Annotated in this window: 13 protein-coding genes; 7 read left to right on the forward strand and 6 right to left on the reverse strand. The window is 60.6% G+C overall.

The window, feature by feature from the left end:
• Positions 1-27 precede the first annotated feature (27 nt).
• The 5 genes from CKW07_RS06900 to CKW07_RS06920 form a co-directional block, all read right to left on the reverse strand.
• Positions 28-3,123: an efflux RND transporter permease subunit gene (locus CKW07_RS06900; RefSeq protein WP_095144195.1), complete on the reverse strand. Its 3,096-nt coding sequence runs from the start codon at positions 3,121-3,123 to the stop codon at positions 28-30.
• Positions 3,120-4,232 (reverse strand): efflux RND transporter periplasmic adaptor subunit, encoded by a 1,113-nt coding sequence (locus CKW07_RS06905; RefSeq protein ID WP_095144196.1) that lies wholly within the window; start codon positions 4,230-4,232, stop codon positions 3,120-3,122. Before CKW07_RS06905 ends, CKW07_RS06900 begins: the two co-directional genes overlap by 4 nt.
• Before the next feature lie 30 nt (positions 4,233-4,262).
• Positions 4,263-5,786 (reverse strand): efflux transporter outer membrane subunit, encoded by a 1,524-nt coding sequence (locus CKW07_RS06910; RefSeq protein ID WP_095144197.1) that lies wholly within the window; start codon positions 5,784-5,786, stop codon positions 4,263-4,265.
• A 117-nt stretch (positions 5,787-5,903) separates the two neighbouring features.
• Positions 5,904-6,119, reverse strand: a complete 216-nt coding sequence (locus CKW07_RS06915; protein WP_095144198.1) for a hypothetical protein — start codon at positions 6,117-6,119, stop codon at positions 5,904-5,906.
• Between the two features lie 123 nt (positions 6,120-6,242).
• Positions 6,243-9,140 (reverse strand): AAA family ATPase, encoded by a 2,898-nt coding sequence (locus CKW07_RS06920; protein WP_095144199.1) that lies wholly within the window; start codon positions 9,138-9,140, stop codon positions 6,243-6,245.
• A 276-nt stretch (positions 9,141-9,416) separates the two neighbouring features.
• Here CKW07_RS06920 and CKW07_RS06925 point away from each other — a divergent pair, with 276 nt between their 5' ends.
• From CKW07_RS06925 to CKW07_RS06955, 7 genes are all read left to right on the forward strand, one after another.
• Positions 9,417-11,075, forward strand: a complete 1,659-nt coding sequence (locus tag CKW07_RS06925) for a bifunctional 3-(3-hydroxy-phenyl)propionate/3-hydroxycinnamic acid hydroxylase (protein ID WP_095144200.1) — start codon at positions 9,417-9,419, stop codon at positions 11,073-11,075.
• A 2-nt stretch (positions 11,076-11,077) separates the two neighbouring features.
• Positions 11,078-11,722, forward strand: coding sequence for a TetR/AcrR family transcriptional regulator (locus CKW07_RS06930; RefSeq protein ID WP_095144201.1), 645 nt, complete (start codon positions 11,078-11,080; stop codon positions 11,720-11,722).
• A gap of 270 nt (positions 11,723-11,992) precedes the next feature.
• Positions 11,993-12,607 carry a TetR/AcrR family transcriptional regulator gene (locus tag CKW07_RS06935; protein ID WP_095144202.1) on the forward strand — a complete coding sequence of 205 codons (615 nt, stop codon included), beginning with the start codon at positions 11,993-11,995 and terminating at the stop codon, positions 12,605-12,607.
• Between the two features lie 85 nt (positions 12,608-12,692).
• A complete protein-coding gene (locus CKW07_RS06940; protein ID WP_095144203.1) occupies positions 12,693-13,784 on the forward strand; it encodes a VOC family protein in 1,092 nt (363 codons plus the stop codon).
• 175 nt (positions 13,785-13,959) lie between these two features.
• Positions 13,960-14,916, forward strand: a complete 957-nt coding sequence (locus CKW07_RS06945) for a fumarylacetoacetate hydrolase family protein (RefSeq protein WP_095144204.1) — start codon at positions 13,960-13,962, stop codon at positions 14,914-14,916.
• Positions 14,916-16,817: an acyl-CoA synthetase gene (locus CKW07_RS06950; protein ID WP_095144205.1), complete on the forward strand. Its 1,902-nt coding sequence runs from the start codon at positions 14,916-14,918 to the stop codon at positions 16,815-16,817. Before CKW07_RS06945 ends, CKW07_RS06950 begins: the two co-directional genes overlap by 1 nt.
• A gap of 156 nt (positions 16,818-16,973) precedes the next feature.
• A complete protein-coding gene (locus CKW07_RS06955) occupies positions 16,974-18,293 on the forward strand; it encodes an outer membrane protein transport protein (RefSeq protein ID WP_095144206.1) in 1,320 nt (439 codons plus the stop codon).
• 226 nt (positions 18,294-18,519) lie between these two features.
• Here CKW07_RS06955 and CKW07_RS06960 read toward each other — a convergent pair whose 3' ends face one another.
• Positions 18,520-18,750: a hypothetical protein gene (locus CKW07_RS06960; protein WP_095144475.1), complete on the reverse strand. Its 231-nt coding sequence runs from the start codon at positions 18,748-18,750 to the stop codon at positions 18,520-18,522.
• Positions 18,751-18,912: the final 162 nt, after the last annotated feature.

Below are 18,912 nucleotides of genomic sequence, written 5' to 3' on the forward strand. Positions count from 1 at the left end.
GTCGGGAGCACAACGCCACGGCACTCATCACTCAGAAGCGAGCGCGGTATCCCCCCTCAACGGCTGGGTGCCAGCGGTCGTCTGGCGACCCACCTTGAACCACGCGGCGTATAACGCCGGGACGAAGAAAATCGTCAGCAGCGTCGCCACGGTCAGGCCGCCCATGATCGCTATTGCCATCGGCCCCCAGAACACACTGCGCGTTAGCGGGATCATGGCGAGGACGGTCGCCAGCGCCGTCAGCATCACCGGACGAGCCCGGTGAATGGCAGCATCCAGAACAGCATTCCACGGGTCGCGCCCTTCGGCGATCTCGATCTGCACTTGATCGATCAGGATCACCGCGTTCCGCATGATCATGCCACCCAGTGCGATGATGCCCAGGATCGCGACGAAACCCAGCGGCGACTGGAACACTAGCAGTGCCGGCACCACACCGATCAGGCCCAGCGGTGCAGTCAGCATCACCATCCACATGCGGGAAAAGTTCTGCAGTTGCAGCATAAGCAGCAGCAGGATGGTGATCAGCATCAGAGGGGCCACCGCGAGCAGCGCCTTGTTCGCCTTGTCACTTTCCTCCACCGCACCGCCCACGTCGATGCGGTAACCGGTCGGCAGCTTCGCTTCGATATCCTTAAGCAACGGCTGGATCTCCTGTGTCACCGATACACCTTGCTCGCCATCCTTCACGTCGGCACGCACCGTGATCGCCATATCGCGGTTGCGGCGCCACAGCACCGGCTCTTCCAGCTCAGAGCGCACCTGTGCGACTTGCGACAGCGGCACCACCGTACCCTGGCGTGTGTAGAGGTTGATGTCTTTCAGTGTGTCGAGGCTCAAGCGCTCCTCAGGCACGGCACGGGCCACGATGTCGATCAGGTCCTCGCGCTCACGCAGCTGCGACAGGGTTGCGCCGTTCATCACGGCCTGGGTCGCTAGCGACACGTCGGTCGGCGTGAGGCCAAGCGCGCTCGCCTTGTCCTGATCGAGCTCCACTTTCAGCGTGCGCACCGGGTCGTTCCAGTCGAGCTGGAGGTCGCGCACCTTCGGGTTGGACGCAACCACTTTCTCCACGTCGCGGGCGATCTGGCGCACCACCTGAGTATCGGGGCCTACGACGCGGAACTGCACCGGGTAGCCGACAGGCGGCCCCAACTCGAGCCGGGTCACGCGCACCCATGCCTGCGGAAATTGTTGGTCAGCCGAGGTCATCAGCTGCTCACGTACTCGCTCGCGTGCATCCAGGTCCTTGGTCATCACAACGAACTGGGCAAAGCCCGGATTCGGCAGCTCGGGGTTGAGCGAGAGATAGAAGCGCGGTGCGCCGGCGCCGGTGTAGGCGGTATAGAAACGCACGTCCTTGTCCTTCGCCAGGATCTCCTCCATGCGCTTGACCTGCTCGGTCGTCGCGGCGAACGAGGCGCCTTCCTTGACGCGCAGGTCAATAACCAGTTCAGGACGCGAACTGTTGGGGAAGAATTGCTGCGGCACTAGCTTGATACAGGCCAGAGCAAGCGCCAGAGCGCCAAACGTCGCACCGATGACCGCCCAGCGATGCTCGATGGCCGCGTCGATCAGGCGGCGCAGGCTGCGGTAGAACTTCGTGTCGTACAAATCACTGTGCTGGTGCTTGCCCAAGTCGTTGGGCAGCATCTTGACCGCCAGGTACGGCGTGAAAATGCCGGAACAGATCCACGAGAACAGCACCGCGGTGCCGACGATCCAGAAAATGCCACCCGCGTACTCGCCGGTGGTGGACTTCGAGAGGCCGATCGGCAGGAAGCCCACGACGGTGATCAGCGCGCCGGTCAGGCGCGGCATCGCGGTGGACTGATAGGAGAAGGCGGCCGCCTTCACGCGGTCCATGCCGGTTTCCATCTTCGCCACCATCATCTCGATGGCGATGATGGCGTCATCCACCAGCAGTCCCAACGCGATAATCAGCGAGCCGAGCGAGATGCGCTCGAGGTTCCAGCCCATCGCCAGCATCACCAGCGCCACGCCGCCCAGCACCAGCGGCACCGTGGTCGCGACCACCAGGCCGGCTCGCCAGCCCAGGCTGGCCAGGCTCACCGCGATTACAATGATCAGCGCCTCGGCCAGCGCGCGCCCGAAGTCCAGGATGGCGTCCTTCACCGTGGTTGGCTGGTCGGCCACGAGCTCCAGCTCTACACCATGCGCAAGTTCCGACTGGATCTTGGCGACTGCCGTGTCCATCGCCTTGCCAAGGTCCACGATGTTGCCGTCGCTGGTCATCGTGATGCCGAGCATTAGCACTGGCTGGCCGTTGTGGCGCACCGTGTAGGTCGGCGGATCCTCAAAGCCACGGGTAACGGTCGCAATGTCGCCGAGCTTGATCAGCCGGCCACCCGCGGTGATGGGTACGTTGCGGATAGCCTCTTCGCTGGCGAACTGGCCGCTTACGCGCACCATGACGCGGTCGCCGCGGGTGTCGATCTGGCCTGCGGGCAACAGGGCGTTCTGGCTCTTGAGGCTTTCGGCGATGGCTAACGGTGTAATGCCCAGCGCTGCCAGGCGTTCGTGCGAGAACTCGACGTAGACACGCTTGGCCTGCTTGCCGATGACATCGATCTTCTTGACCATCGGCACCTTCAGCATCTGGCGCTTGATGTCCTCGGCCGCGTCCGACAGGTCGGCGTGGCCGACGCCGTCGCCCTTGACCGCGTACATCAGACCGTACACGTCGCCGTACTCGTCGTTCAGGATCGGGCCGATCACGCCGTCAGGCATCTCGAGGCTCAGGTCGTTGAGTTTCTTGCGCGCCTGGTACCAGGCCTCGCGCTGGTCAGCCTTGGAGGTGCCGCCGCGCACGGTGAGCGTCATGCCAGCGTAGCCTTGCCGCGCGTAGGTGACCACTTTCTCGAAGTTGTCGATCTGCTCGAATTTCTTCTCCATGCGGTTGAGGACCTGGTCCTGCAACTGCTGGGCGGTGGCGCCCGGCCAGATGACCATGGCGGTCATGGAGGGCACGGAAAAGTTCGGATCCTCGAGTTGACCGAGCCTGGTGAAGCTGAAGGCGCCGGCCACCGCGACGAGGATGAGCACGAACAGGACAATGGCGCGATGGCGCAGCGCCCAGTCGGTGAGGTTGAGATTGTTCATCGGGCGGCCTGCTGCGTGGTGTTCGCGTCAACAATCGCCGCGCCGGGAAGCGCGACCTTCAATCCGGACGTCATCTTCTGGATCCCGGCGGTGACGACCAATGCGCCAGCCTGCGGCCCGGAAACGAGCACCTCGTCGCTGCGGTAGCCCCAAACTGCCACACGCTCCAGTTCGACGATACCTACCGGATCCTTGCCCACAGGCGTGACTACCCAAAGCGCCGGCTGGCCACCGCTTTGGGTCAGTGCCGTAGCCGGCACCGCCGCCACCGAGACACTTGTCATCACGCGCCTGGCCATTACAGTGGCGGTGGCGCCCAGCGGCAGCGCCTGCATTGGCTTAAGTCGCGCGCGATAGGTGCGCGTCTGCGCCGCAGCCTGCGGCGACAGCTCGCGCAGCGTGACATCGAAGGTCTCGTTCGGCGCACTGGTCAGCGAGGCCTTGAACTGCGCGTCCTTGAAGACGGACAACTGATCCTCGGGCACGTCGATGACGATCTCGGATTCATCCGGATTCGCAACCGAGACAACCGATTGGCCCTCCGCCACGACCTGCCCGGCCTCAAAGCTCACAGCCGTGATGACGCCGCTACGCGAGGCGCGCAGCACCGTGTACTTGAGCCGGTTGCGCGCGAGCTCGAGCTTTCGCGCCTCAGCCTCGGCGTTCGCATGCGCGGTCTGAGCATTTGTGTGCGCGCGCTCGGCGTCGGCCGCACTGACCGAGCCGTCAGCCTTCAACGCAGTCAGGCGCTGGCGGTCCGAGTCGGCCTGACGCGTCTGCTCGACGGCAACCGTCCACTGTTGTCGCGACGCTTGCTCAGCGAGTCGGTAGTCGCTGTCATCCAGCACAGCCAGTATGCTGCCTTCGCGCACAAACTGGCCGACATCAACGTTGCGCTGGACTATCTTGCCGCCCACGCGAAAGGCCTGGTCGACTTCATGTCGCGACTGTACGGTGCCCACGTAGCGACTGATGTCGCGGGCATTGTCGTAGCTGATTTCAACGGTTCGCACCGGTCGTGGTGCCTGCACGGTTGGCTGGTCGGGGCTACACGCGGACAGCATGACGGCTACGGCCAAGGCGCCGGCCGCAGTAAGGGAGGTTTTCAAGACGGTTCCTCTTTGAAAAACGGCAGTTGCTTAGGAAAGTGGTGGCCGGTCGGCTTGGCTGGCTTGGCTGGCTGCGGTGTGGGTAGCGGGTTGTTCGAACACCTGCCAGCCTCCTCCCAGTGCCTTGTAGAGCTGCACGCTATCGAGCAGCAGTCGGGTGTTGCTGTCGTTGGCGCTCAGGCGCACCGCCAGGCGCGCCCGTTGCGCGTCCAGCAGCGGCAACAGGTCGATCTGCCCTCTATCGTAGAGCGACTGCGCGTGGCTCAGCGCAGCCTCCGCGGACTCGGCGGCCGACTGCAGCGACTGGGCGCGCTGACGCTCTTGCGTCTGCGTGACGAGGGCGTTCTCCACGTCCTCGAGCGCGCGCACAATGCCGTCCTCGACGCGCAGTAGCGCCTCACGCTGGCCGCTCTCGGCGACCTCGTTGATCGCGCGCGTGCGCCCGGCGTTGAAGATCGGCATCGCGAGCAGACCGACCACGTTGGTGAAGCGGGCGGCACCGAGATCCAGACCATTCAGCTCAAGGCCCTGGCGGCCGTAGGATGCACCGAGGAACAGCCGCGGAAACCACTCGGCCGCGGCTTGTTTACGGCGCGCATTGGCGGCATCGAGCTGCGCCATCAGCGCCAATACATCAGGCCGACGTTGCAGCAAGGTGGCGGGCTGCCCCTGGCGAGCCTCGGGTGCAACCACGTTGATAGGGGAGGGCTGGATACTCGCGGCGTTAAAAGCCTGGTCACCGATCAAGACTGCGATGCGGTGCCGCGCCACAGCCGCCAGGGTTTCCAACGGAGGGATCTGCGCACGCGCCGATGCGGCATCGGTCTGTGCGCGCTCGACGTCGAAGGAGGTTGCCAGCCCTACACGGTGGCGTGCATTAACCAGGCGCAGTGTCTCGTCCTGAGCCGTCGAGATCTCGCGTAATGTTTCGGCCTGGCGCAGCGCGCCGACCAGCGTGAAGTAGTTGCTGGCGATGTCGCTCATCACCAGCAGACGCACGCCGCGTACGCCGTCCTCCGCAGCCAATGCCTCGGCCTCGGCCGCTGCCGCTCCAGCGCGCAGGCGTCCGCTCAGGTCGAGTTCCCACGAGACGTCCAGACCCGCGCCGACGGTCTTGGTGTCTGGAACTCCCTGCTTCTTGGCAGTGTCGTAGCCGCTGCTACGGTCGGAGCCGAAGGCGGACATTCCGACACTCGGAAAGAGCCAGGAGTTACTGATCGTCTCACCGGCGCGAGCGGTGCGCACGCGCTCGGCGGCGATCTTGACATCACGGTTCTCGCGCATCGCGCGGCGCACCAGATCCGTCAACACCGGGTCGTTGAAAGTCTTCCACCACGCAGCTTCGGGTTCCATCTCGGAGGTCGTGCTCGCGGCGAACTTGGCCGGCAGGTCTACCGACGGCTTGACGACCTCCGTGGAGCAACCAGTCAAGACCATGGCGATAGACGCGGCGAGTGCCGCACCAACGACGACGCCGAGCAGGCGTTCGGCATGTTGCAGGGGCGCCTGCCCGGCGTAGCGGATCAGCGGATGGGGAGTTGGAAGTCGCGGCATCGGATTGGACTCGTGTAGATTCGAGGTGGCATCAGCGTAGGGCCCGGGGTGCGCGAAGTGGTCAGCGAAGGGTCGCCGTTCGGTCGCCATATCGAGCGCTCGTTCGTGGTGGAGGCGTCACTCGCCGACGGCATCGGCCGTGTGCTCGCCGGCTGCCAACGCGAGGTCCGAGGCAATCGACTCCAGCAGCTCTTCGGCTGACGAAAACTCGCGCTGTCGTCCGGTGACCAGGTTTTCGAGGCGGCCCACCAGGGCCTCCGGCGCGGCGTCGCTACGCAGCTTCACTACGTACGAGCGGCGGCTCGGGTATTTGGATTCAGGGTTCAGGATCATCGCAGGCCAGGGGGGGGCAGGAAAGTTCGACGACAGCGTAAGCGGTTCCCTGGGGCGAGTCGTAAGCGAAAGGTCAGACTTCGGTCGGGACAGTAACCCTTACCGCAGAGAAATTGCGTCGCTTCAAGCCGGCTTGGCAGCGTGAATCAGCGAGCGCGCCCGTTTCGCCAGCTCGGTTCCGTCAGTTTCGGGTGACTGGTCAACCAGCGCGGCCAATGCCTGTTGGTCCTCGGCCGTAGCGTCAGGGTGCTCGCACAGTTCGACCAGCGCTTGCAGCTCCAGCCACGGTGCTTCCTGGGCGCGAGCTTCTTCAACCGCGCACCGCACCGCAGCGATGCTGGCGTCGGGCTGACCCTGTACTCGTGAGATCGCTGCCTCCAGCAGCAATAGCTGTGGCAGGTATACGCGCTCGCCCAGTTCCTCGCTCACCCGAAATGCCTCCAGCAGCTCGACTTGCGCTGCGGTGCAATCACCTGCGAGCAGCAGCGCCTCGGTGGCGTAGCCGAGCACCTCGCTGGCACCGGAGCGCATTCCAAACCCGGTGTGTTCTTCATAGGCCTCACGGATGCGACGGTAGCCGTCGCGCGGTGCACCGTTGCGCGCGTCGGCCCAGCCGCGCCACCAGCGACAAGCCGTTCGCCCCAGTGCGAGCGAATACTCATCGACCAACTTCTGCATGTCGTCAGCCAGCGCGGCTACACGCAGATGGTTCCCCAGCCGCACCTCGATCAGCACCTCCTGCCAGGTGGCGACCAGCCAGGTCATGGGCTGGCGAAGCGCTTGCGCGCGGGTCCGCGCCCGCTGCATGTGGGCCCGGCCTTGCTCAACCAGGCCAGAACGCACGAGTTCTATGGCCAGCATACCGTGCAGCATGACCTGAGGATCGACCGCAAAGATCTCGTTCGTCCCGATGTCCAGCGGCTCGGCGATCGCGAGGGCGCGCTCTAGCCAACGGCGGGTTGCCTGCGTGCGACCCTGGAGATGGTGCACCTCGCCCTGCACGATGCACGCCACCAACATGAGCACTGGATCGTTCGCCTCGCACGAGAGGACTTCGGCGCGTTCCGCCACCTCCAGCGCCAGCGCATAGTCGCCGCGCAGACCGAGCAGATAGCCGAATCCGTGCAGCAGGCGACCGCGCATCGGATGCTCGGGTACATCGGCTAGCAGCGTGTACGCGCGTTCGAATGCGTTCCTGGCTTCGCTGCCGACACCGAACGTGTGGAAAGCCGACACCCCCTGCAGTGTGGCCAAGGTAATTTCGAGCGTATCGCGCTCTATCCCTTCTGGTGCCTGCCGCAGCAGGACCAATGCGCGCTCAGTAAGACCGATGCATAAGGTCGGACTGAAGTGCAGCAGCGCGGCTTCCGCGGCCTCGGCGTAGTAGCGCAACGCGGTCATCGGCTGCCGGGCCCGATCGAAGTGCGTCGCCAGCTCCGAGGCAGCAACCGGCACGCCGGCCATGCGCTCGCGTTCGAGGGCAGTGCCAACCTGGCGATGGAGGTGGGTGCGCAATGAGCGCAGCGTGCGGTCGTACAGTACCTGGCGGAAGAGGGCATGCCGAAACGAGTAAGGTAGCTCCACCGTCTCTTCAGGTTCGGCGGCCCGCGACCGTATTAGCCACACCTGCTCGCGCACCAGTTCCTCGCAGGTGTGGGCCACAGAAGCGAGGTCGCGTTCGAGGGCCAGCGAAACCGTCTCAACCCGGAATTCGACTCCGCATACCGCTGCCGCCGAGAGCAGCGCACGCTGCTCCGGCTTGAGCTTGGTGATGTAGTGATCAATGATGGCCGCGAGGTTCTCGGGAGCCGCCATCCCCGCCAGCCGGGCCTCGATGGTGGCGTCGTCGTCCGTGGTGTCCATCACTTCGCTGATGACTGACGACACGAACAGCGGCACACCGTCGGTGCGCTCGTGCAAGGCACGCACGAAGGCTTCATCGCGGGCCAGAGAGGCCGAACGCAGCGCGACATAGTCAGCGACCTCGGTTTCCGAGAATGAATCGAGCACCACTTCCTCGCACAGACGTTGCAGGCGCAGTTCGTGGCGCAACGAGTTGAGCGGATGATCGAGCGCCACTACCTCGGCGACGCGGAAGCTCGCCAGCCACATAAGCCGAGTGCGGCCACGTCGCCGCGCCACATAGTCGATGAGCTGGACCGTCGCCCGATCGCTCCAGTGCAGGTCTTCGGTTATCAGCAACAGCGGCCGCTGCTCGGTGTAGCGGTCCAGCAGTTCACCCATTTCCCGCAACATGCGATCCGGACCGATGCCGGCAAGCTCGCGCCGCAACGCGTCTCGCTCTTGCGCGGTGCTCAGCCACGGCAGTTGCAGCAACCAGGTCGGCGCCACGACGCGCATCAGCGTCGGCAGGGCAGGGTCGCTGCGGCACAGATCGGCCAACGCCTCCAACACCGGCAGGTACGGCTCGCCGGTGCCGTAGTGCTCCACACAGTGGCCGCGTGCGCAGGTAATGCCGCCAAGGCTGGCGAGGAAATGCTCGATTAACGCGGTCTTGCCAATCCCCGGTTCTCCAGCGAGCCAGACCACGGCACGCTGGCCGCCATCCGCTCGCTCCCACGCCCGTTGCAGTCTTGAAATCTCGTCGGTGCGACCGATGAATGGCGGTGACGGGTGCGCGCCAGCCGCCGGCACCGTCGCGGATGCAGGCGGCATCGAAGGTGCAGGGGAGGGCGCGGCGATGAAGCGATATCCGCGCCTCGACACAGTCTCGATATAGCGGGGCTGCTTGGGGTCGTCGCCCAGCACCTTGCGCAGATCACTGATGGCCGTCTTCAGCACCGAATCGCTGACGAACCGATGCCCCCACACGGCATCAAGCAAGGCATCCTTGGTCACCAGCAATCCCGGCTGGCGTGCAAGGACGCACAGCAGTGTGAAGGGAGTTGGCGCCAACGCCACGGCCTCTCCGTTGCGTGACAAGCAGGCGTTGGCTTCGTCGAGTTCGAACTCGACGAAGCGGAGCTGGACTGGGTTCGGATGGGACTGCGGACGCGCCACGTTGGATTCCTGAAGACTAAAACATGGGTGTGCCCTCGTGAGGCATGGCACGTGGTCACTCCAATAACAACGCTGATCGACTCAGAAGCCAAGCCTCACCGGTCGGAAACTGGCTCTCGGCATAGCTCACATGGGCTCATCACGGTGCGGTAATGATCCCAGAAAATTAATGACAAAAATATCAATATTGAAATATTCCTCAATATTATTTACCTTCACCTTGCCTGACGATGAGATCTCTACGTCTCACGACTTCAATCACAACAAAGGCTCGAGATGAACAACAACAAGAAAGGTACCGAACTGCCTCCCACCGCTGTCGATGTGCTGGTCGTCGGTAACGGTCCGGTAGGGGCGACAATCGCGGCGCTGCTCGGCCGCTATGGGGTAAAGACACTGGTATTGGACAAGACCCATGACGTCCTACTAATGCCCCGCGCCATTGCTCTGGATAACGAGGCGCTTCGCATCCTGCAACTCGCCGGATTGTCGGAAGACGCTTTCGAGAAGATCGCTATCCCTGAAGTGAGGATGCACTCCCCGGTCCTCGGGCAATTCGGTCGGGCCAATACCGCGGGATGCATCGACGGCCATCCCAAACTGGTGACTTTCTATCAACCCGACCTCGAACACGCGATGCGCAGCCAGGTTTCCCGGCTGAAGGCAGTGACCAGCCTGGGAGGATTCGAGCTCGAGAATCTGGTCGAGGAGTCAGATTGTGTCGTCGCCACCGTACGGGGCGATGATGGCCAGGCGTATCCCGTTCGCGCCCAATACCTGGTAGGTGTGGATGGCGCAAGCTCCAGGGTCAGGGCACTGATTGGCCAGGAATTCGAAGGACAGACCTATGGTGAGGATTGGCTGATTGTCGATGCCAAGAACCGGCATAAGTCAGCCATCGATCACGTTGAGTTTATCTGTGATCCACGGCGTCCAACGCCGCACATGCCCGCTCCCGGCGGAAGGGAGCGTTGGGAGTTCATGCTACACCCGGGCGAGTCCCGGGAAGAGCTGGAAAGCCCCGAAAGCATAGCCCGACTGATCGCGCCATGGATCAATCCGCAGGAGCTGGAAATCGAGCGAAAGGCGGTATATCGATTCCACGCGCGCTGCTGTAACAGATTCAGCAAGGGACGCATCTTTCTCGCGGGAGATGCAGCCCACATCACCCCCCCATTTGTCGGGCAAGGTCTCGTAGCGGGACTGCGCGATGCAGCCAATCTTGCCTGGAAACTGGCGTGGGTCCTTCGCGGTCAAGCCGCGCCTTCAATACTCGAAACCTATGACGTAGAGCGTCGCCCCCATGCCCAGGCGATGATCAATCTGGCGAAACTCATGGGCCGCCTGGTGATGCCGAGAAACAAGGTCGCCGCTTTCTTCATCCACGGCCTGATGCGCACGCTGGCGTTGACTCCCGCAACCAGAAAGTACTTCGAGCAGCTGGACATCAAGCCAAAGAACATCTTCAAACAGGGTCTGTTCGTGCAGCATCGTCGTGGCGACAAGCTGGTTCGTGGCAGTCTGTTTCCCCAAGTCTGGGTTCGCAACATGCAACAGCAGATCCAACTGAGCGACGATGCTCTTGGAGACAACCTGACCCTGGTTGGATTCGGTGTTGACCCGTTGTCACTGCTGACCGCTGCTCAGGTCGTTTCCTGGGACAAAATGGGAGGCCACTTCTTGCAGATCGGACCCTGCGGCCAGCGCTCCGGCAGCGGTTGCGACTTCATCGAAGACCTGAACCATGGCATCCTGCCGCTGGCTGCCAAAGGCACGCTGGTTGCGGTTCGCCCCGACCGTATCATCATGCACCACGCCCCAGGCGTAGAGGCAGGCAGTCTCGTTCGAGACTGTATGGGCCTGTTGGCTAGCGCCGACGCCACAGCCGATAGCGTTTCCATTACCATAAACGAGCCCCCTCGATTAAGAGCCTGAAGATGCCTTCCCCCACTTTTCCTTCAGAAGCAACTGAGCAAGAGCCTCTCACTCGGGGGCACAAGAAGCGTGAACGCACCCGTCGCGGCCTGGTGGATGCGGCATTGCGTCTTGTCGCACGTAAGGAGGTGGGGGAGATTGCACTGCTCGATGTCGCCTCGGAGGCCGCGGTATCCAACGGCACCATCTACAACTATTTTCGAACGCGCGACGAAGTACTCGAGGCGGTTGGCATCGCCATGGCGAGTGAGTTCTCCGATGCCATTTCCGCCTTGAGTTCGGGCGTGCACTGCGGTGCACAGCGGCTTTCGATTGGTGTGCGCATGTTCGTATGCCGGGCCGCGTACGACCATCAATGGGCCAACGCACTGCTGCGCATCATCCATTCCGATCAGGCCATGCGCTCGCGCTTGGCTGCCCATGTGCTTGGCGACCTGCGTGAAGGCCTGCGCGCGGGCACTTTCACTTATGAGGACGAGGGGATCGCCCTGGACATGGTCGTATCGTGCACAACCGGAGCCATGCGCTCGGTTGTCGAAGGGCGTGTAGTGGCGGAACACGACCAGCGGGTCGCCGAGATGATTCTCAAGGCTCTGGGCGTAACACCTGCCAGAGCCAAGAGAATCGCCGGTAAGCCGCTACCCTAGTCCCGATGTCATCATCGGCCCGCCAAGGTTTACAGGGGCCGGTTTGACGGCCTTGCTGAGATTTGTATTGAACACATGCGTTCAATAATTTCAGTATGGAGAAATCCCAGCCCCCCCCATAAACCTTGCCGCATCCCTCTTAAGCGCGGTTAATACGAGGGATGCAGCGCTTTGCATCATGATGAATCGGACCTGATTCAAAAAACAGGGTTGACTAAGAATGAACACGAGTGTTCAATTGATCCATGAGGTAATCCTGGAGAGAGAACCGTGGAATCCCTGAATCCAACACAGCGCCGCATTCATCAAGCCGCTTTTCGCCTGTTCGCTGAAAGAGGCACCTCACAAGTGAACATCCTCGACCTCGCGCAAGAGGCGGGAGTGGCGCGCGGAACGGTTTATAGCAACATCGACAGCATGGAAAGCCTGTTCGAGGCGGTCGCCAGTCATCTCGCGAGGGAGATGCATGAGCGCGTCAACAAGAGCTTCAACTCCCTCTCCGATCCGGCTCAGCGCCTTGCCAATGGCATTCGGTTCTTCATTCGTCGAGCTCATGAGGACTCCCAGTGGGGGGCGTTCATCCACAAATTCGCCATGAGCAATTCTTCGTTGCGCGAAATGTTCAGCAGCCAAGCGACTACGGATCTTCTGAACGGACTTTCCACTGGGCGCTACACCTTTGCGCAGGAGCAATTGCTCTCGGTACTGACGCTCATATCGAGCAGCGTTCTTGGCTCGATTTTCCTGGTGCTGGAAGGTCACAGAACGTGGCGAGAGTCGGGCTCTGATACCGCCGAGCTGATACTGCGGGCATTGGGTGTGCCGCCAGAGGAGGCGCGTGCGTTGGCGACCATAGAGTTGCCGGTACTTCCGTCTCTCGACTGAGTTCGTAACTGGCTTAACTGGACAAACCCCTGATTTTTCAGGGGTTCGGGACAGCTTTGCCCTAAAAACCCGGAAAACAAGAACAATGAACAACAGAATTGAATTGCACCGGTTGGCGACACCACATCCCGCGCGGCATCCGCAACCGACGGTAAAGGCCCAGGATCTGACTCACCTGATTTTCCAACGGCCGGACTTGAATGAGGCGGCGCGTTTCCTGACCGACTTCGGCCTGACGATAGGTCGGCAGGACGCCGATACGCTCTATCTACGGGGCACCGACGCTACTTCATATTGTTATCGCGTCCATCGTGCCGACCATGCACGTTTTATCGGGTTCGGACTCGCAGTGCAGTCTCTAGAGGATCTGGAAAAACTCACTCGAATCCCAGGTGCGTCATCGGTAGAGAGGTCGGAACATCCCGGCAAAGGGTATTACGTCAGACTGACTGACCCATCCGGTTTCATTGTGGAAGCTGTTTGCGACCAGACTCCAGGCAAAACTCTGGCACATAGAGCTCCTCTGCACTGGAATCTGGCGCACGAGCAACCGCGAATCAACGCCACGCAGCGCCCGCCGATTGCTCCCCCTGAAGTACTCAGGCTTGGCCACATCGTGATCGAAGTGGCCGACTACCAGGCGACCTGTGCCTGGTATACGCAGCATTTCGGGTTTATTCCCAGCGATGTGCAGGTACTCCCCGATGGCACACCTATCGTCGCTTTCATGCGCCTTGATCTTGGTGACATTCCCGCGGCTCACCATACGCTCGCGATAGCGCAAGGGTTCATGGCGACCTATAGCCATAGCGCCTATGAGGTCGTCGATGCCGACGCGGTGGGCATGGGGCAACGGGTCCTGCGAGAGCGGGGTTGGGAGCACTCATGGGGAATCGGTCGGCACATCCTGGGCAGTCAGATTTTCGATTACTGGCAAGACCCTTGGGGTGATAAGCACGAGCACTACTGCGATGGGGATATTTTTACGGCCAAGCAGCCTACGGGCATACATCCCGTGAGTCCCGAGGCAATGGCGCAGTGGGGGCAGCGCATGCCCAAGAGTTTCACAAAACCCAAGATGAGTTTAATCAATCTGCGAGCACTGATCCGTAACCTGCGACGCAGCCCGGACTTAACCATTCGCAAGTTGATAACGCTTATGCGGATGTTCGGGTAGAGCTGCCGTCATGTCGGGCAACTCAACCCAGTATGGCCGGCGAGACGTGCTCAAAGCCGGCGCTTTGATCGCCGGCGGCTCGTTGATCTACAGCATCGCCAGCCCACCCTCAGAACAACACCTCAGTTCTCGTGCCGCCGAGCGCGGGACAAACACCGCTCCAGGAGTACCTTCAATGTCTGCTGTACACGTAGTCCGCTTTGAATTTCAGAACGGTATCCACTGGGGCGTGCTTCGCCAAGGCCGTATCACGGTGGTTCCCGGTGCTTTTGAAACCACCGGTGACTTCATTCGCCAGAACAGTATCGACGACCTTGCTCAACTGAAAGGCCCTGAGCTGGAGGAGGGCGAAGTAAAGCTGCTGTCGCCGGTGACCCGTAACCAGCAGTTCCTCTGCCAGGGCGCCAACTATCGTCAGCACATGATCGAGTCGGGCATGGACCCGGATGCGAAGAAATTCAACATGATCTTCACCAAGGCGACGAGTTGCCTGGTAGCGGCTGACAGCGACCTGATCAAGCCGCGCACCGTGCGCTTTCTCGACTACGAAATTGAACTGGGGCTTGTGATGAAACGCGCGATCACCGGCGCTGTCTCTATCACCGACGCCAATCTGCATGAGTTCATTGCAGGCGTCGTTATTGTCAATGACTACTCGGCTCGTGACATTCAGATTCCCCAGATGCAGTTCTACAAGGGCAAGAGCTTTCGCACTTTTGGCCCGGTCGGTCCTTACCTCTGTCTTCTGGATGCCCAAGACATGCATTACCTCAAAGCACTGCAGCTGCGCCTGACAGTCAACGACCAGGTGCGACAGAGCGACAGTACGGCCAACCTGGTTTACGGTCCGGCTGAAACCCTTACCGAACTCTCCTCAGTGCAAGATCTCGCCGCTGGAGACCTGATCGCTACCGGCACTCCCGCGGGCTGTGCGTTAACGATCCCTTCACCTGCGAAACAGCGCATTGCGGCCCTGATGCCAGAAGCCACCAAGTGGAAACTTTTTCTCAAGGCGCAGGAGAGCCGGCCGCAGTACCTCAAGCCCGGTGACATGGTCGAGGCGCGCATTCGCAGCGCCGATGGTGTGATCGACCTCGGAGTGCAACGCAACCGAGTCGTGGGGGAAGCCTGATGGTTGTGCAGACCCTGGACGACATCGAAAGTCTCGAACGAGTCCCCTTGTCGGAGCGTGGCCTGGCTTGCAGTACCTATGATGCGCTGCGACAAGCGGCCGAGCGCACCCCCCAGTCACCGGCGCTAAGCTTCTTCGCCGATGCCGCCGATTTCAAACGCACCTACGAGTGGAACTACTCCCAGCTCTTCGCGGATATCACCCGCGCGGCAAATGCCTTCCATGACCTGGGCATAAAACCGGGAGAGGTGCTTGCCTTCATCCTGCCCAACCTTCCGGAAACCCATTTCACTCTATGGGGCGGGGAGGCGGCGGGCATCGTCATGGCGATCAATCCTCTGCTTGAGGCCAGGCAAATGGCAGGCTTGCTGAATGCCGCGAAGGTATCCGTGGTGGTAACGCTTGCGCCGACTGCGGGCAGTGATCTGTGGCCAAAACTGGCTTCGCAGCTGGATGAGCTACCCACGGTCAGGTCTGTCGTTTGGGTCAGCATGGAGCCCTATGTCGCCGAACCTGTGCGTGGGGCTCTGAAAGCCGTGGCACTGAATGAGCGAGACTCACACTGCGGTATCGCGATCCACGATTGGCTATCGCTGATGAATGATCAACCGTCCACGCACCTGAAGAGCGGTCGGCAAATCCGTCAAGATGAATGCTCCTCCTACATCTGTACTGGCGGCACCACCGGGCTCCCCAAGATCGCCGCGCGTACCCATGGATCGGAAGTATTCAATGCATGGGCTGTGGCCGCTCACTTGCAGCCACGCAGTGGTGGTCAGGTTATCTTTTGTGGCCTGCCGCTATTTCATGTCAACGGACAACTGGTTACTGGACTGATGCCTTGGACACAAGGCGACCATGTGATCCTCGGGACGCCTCATGGGTACCGTGGCGAGGGAGTGATCCCACGATTCTGGGAGATGGTCGAGCACTTCGGTATCAACCTCTTCTCCGGCGTGCCAACTGTCTATGCAGCACTTCTGCAAAATGAGTGGCAGGGCCGCGACCTGTCCAGTCTTCGCTTTGCAATGTGTGGTGCAGCACCCATGCCGGCTGAGCTTTTCCGAGAGTTCGAGCGCCGGACCGGGGTAAAGATCCTTGAAGGTTACGGCCTTACTGAGGGCGCCTGCGTCTCCTCAATCAATCCACCCCATGGCGAGCGCCGTATCGGCTCCATCGGGATACGGATTGCCTACCAGAATATGCGCGCGGTCCTGCTCGATGACTCTGGAGAGTACCTGCGCGACGCTGACGTGGATGAGATCGGCCTCATCACGATCAGTGGTCCGAATCTCTTCGAAGGCTATCTGGAGCAGCGTCATAACCAGGGCCTTTGGATCGATATCGACGGTCAGCGCTGGCTGAATACGGGCGACTTGGGTCGCCAGGATGCACAGGGTTACTTCTGGCTGACCGGGCGCAAGAAAGAGTTAATCATCCGCGGCGGCCACAATATCGATCCCAAGCAAATCGAGGAGGCACTGCAGGCGCATCCCGCCGTCGCCTTAGCCGCTGCAATTGGCAGCCCCGACGCCTATTCGGGCGAGGTGCCGGTCGCCTACGTTCAACTGCGCCCCGGGCACACCTGCAACGCTGAAGAACTTGAGTCGTTCGCTCAACTCAACATCAGCGAGCGGGCTGCAGTTCCCAAGCGCATTGAAATCCTCGAAACGTTGCCACTGACTGCCGTGGGCAAGATATTCAAGCCCGCCTTGCAGCTGCGCGAGATCGCCAGGGTAGTCCAGCAGGAAGTGGAGCGCCTGTGTCTGCAGGAGATTGCGGTAGACGTGGTGCAGGATGGTCGTCGTGGGCTAGTCGCATGCATACGGGCCGGGGCCGATGAGGAAAAACTGGCCCGCCTTCTGGGTCGCTACAGCTTTCAAGTGGAATGGCTTAAATGAGCCCGAATTAGCCACCCTAAGCCCAGCAAACATGTCTTGGTGTTGTTCAGCCAGGGCCTTTGCACAACTTCGGTCAACTTCAACTGGCACTGACAAGTGCACAGGAAGGCGAAGCCTTGCCTGCGTGCAATCAAAAAAATAATAAAGAGGTGGAAAATGAAACTGAATAGCCGAGCGATTCCTTATTTCTCCGCTCCGCGAGCAAGTGCTGCCTGGATTAAGTTTACCGGCGCCATTGCAATACTCACCGCCTCAACAACCGCGGGCGCCAATGGCATTGCCCTTAATGAACAGAGTGCAAGCAGTGCGGGAACTGCGTATGCGGGCAGGTCGTCTTCCGCGTTGGACGCCAGCACCATCTTTGGAAATCCAGCGGGCTTGACCAAGTTGAAGCGTAGTGAGATTTCCGGCGGAGCCGCGGTCATCTCGGTGAGCGACGACATTAGTGATGCGCAGAGCAGCGCCTCAGGAACGAATAAAGGGGACTCGGTACCTTTGGGGGGCGTGCCCTTCGCCTATATGTCGACGCCGCTTGACGATCGTTTTTCGATTGGTCTGGGCCTTTATGCTCCGAGTGGTCTGATCAATGATTACGAGAGCAGTTTTCAGGGCCGCTACCATGGTTCCTATAGCACGACCAAGGAAATAACCCTGCAGCCCACCATCGCCTATCGGATCAATGATTACGTGTCCATTGGTGGCGGGCCGACCATAAACCGTTTCAATGCAAAGCTTCAGAATTACCTGGCCACCGGCGCCCTGAACAACGGCGAGGACGCACTGGTTACCATCAAAGGCGATGACACGGCACTTGGCTACAACGTCGGCATCTTGGTTGACTTTACTGAGGCTACCCGTTGGGGGATTAACTACCACTCGAAGGTGGACTATGAGCTCGAAGGGCATACTGAGGTTTCCGGCTCCCCGAGCGTTATCCCGCTGGAGGGAACGTATGACAACAAGATAGACCTCACTATGCCCGAATCAGTGGACACGTCCATCACCCATCAATTCAATAGTCGCTGGACGGGATACCTGGGGACCACCTGGAAACGTTGGAGCCGGATCCAGAAGGTCGAGGCAGTCAACAGCGGTCTTTCCCCCTTGGGCCAGGCGGCTGGCCTGGGACGTGTGACCGAAGAAATGAACTGGCGCGACACTTGGGCCACCGCAGTTGGCGCCTCCTGGCAATTGAACCAACAATGGCTGTTGCGCGCAGGCTACGCCTATGATCCGTCGCCCATCAGAAATGCCGATCGCAGCGTGCGCGTTCCGGTCGGGAATCGCCAGGCCGTGACCTTGGGCGGTGCTTATTCGCCGAATCCCGATCTGACGATAGACTTTGCTTATGGTTATCTCTGGGATTCCAAAGTTTCCGTAAAACAGTCGAACAACTCCGGTCTTCAGCCTGAATACAGTGCCAAATATGACAATAGTGCGAATGGAGTTTCAGTGCAGGCAACCTATCGGTACTAATTGACAGAACTCCATTTTTAATGGAGACCATTTGCACAAGCCATCCGCTTTTAATCGATAGACAACTATCAGTTTCGCCTGTCAATCAGCACCAACCACCGCGAAGACTTTCGCAGTAGTTGGTGGGTTGTCGGCAATAACCCATTCGAGAATGTGCCGGTCGATTGACTGGGTAGATACTCGCCCCACACTGACATGATCATGTCTCCAGAGTGTGACCCAAGGGTTAAAAGTGGATTTCAGCAGTCTTGAGGCCCAGATCCCGAAGCTCGGCGATTAAGTCATCCAGATGCCCGAAAGACTCGACCTCTTCGTTGTCATCAACCAAGAAATAACTTCTCCCGGCGTCCTTCTTGAAAAACACAATCCACTCCTTGGGGTTGGTCGGGTTTGCGATCACATGGGTGTCGAAGGTCACGCCTTCGGCATGTTTGGTTTTCACAGCTTTACGATTCATGTCTGTCACCACGCTACGCGCGTTCTCAAAATTCTCTATTTGCAGTGCATGCCCGTCCAGCTCCATCTGAGCTTTCACTATAAACATCTCCAGCCGCACGAAGCAGTGGATCTAGGGCATTTCAATTATCACGGTATGTTAATACTATGCACATGCATCCAC

Origin of the sequence: Pseudomonas sp. Irchel s3b6, assembly GCF_900187415.1 — a bacterium.
Classification (GTDB): Bacteria; Pseudomonadota; Gammaproteobacteria; order Pseudomonadales; family Pseudomonadaceae; genus Aquipseudomonas.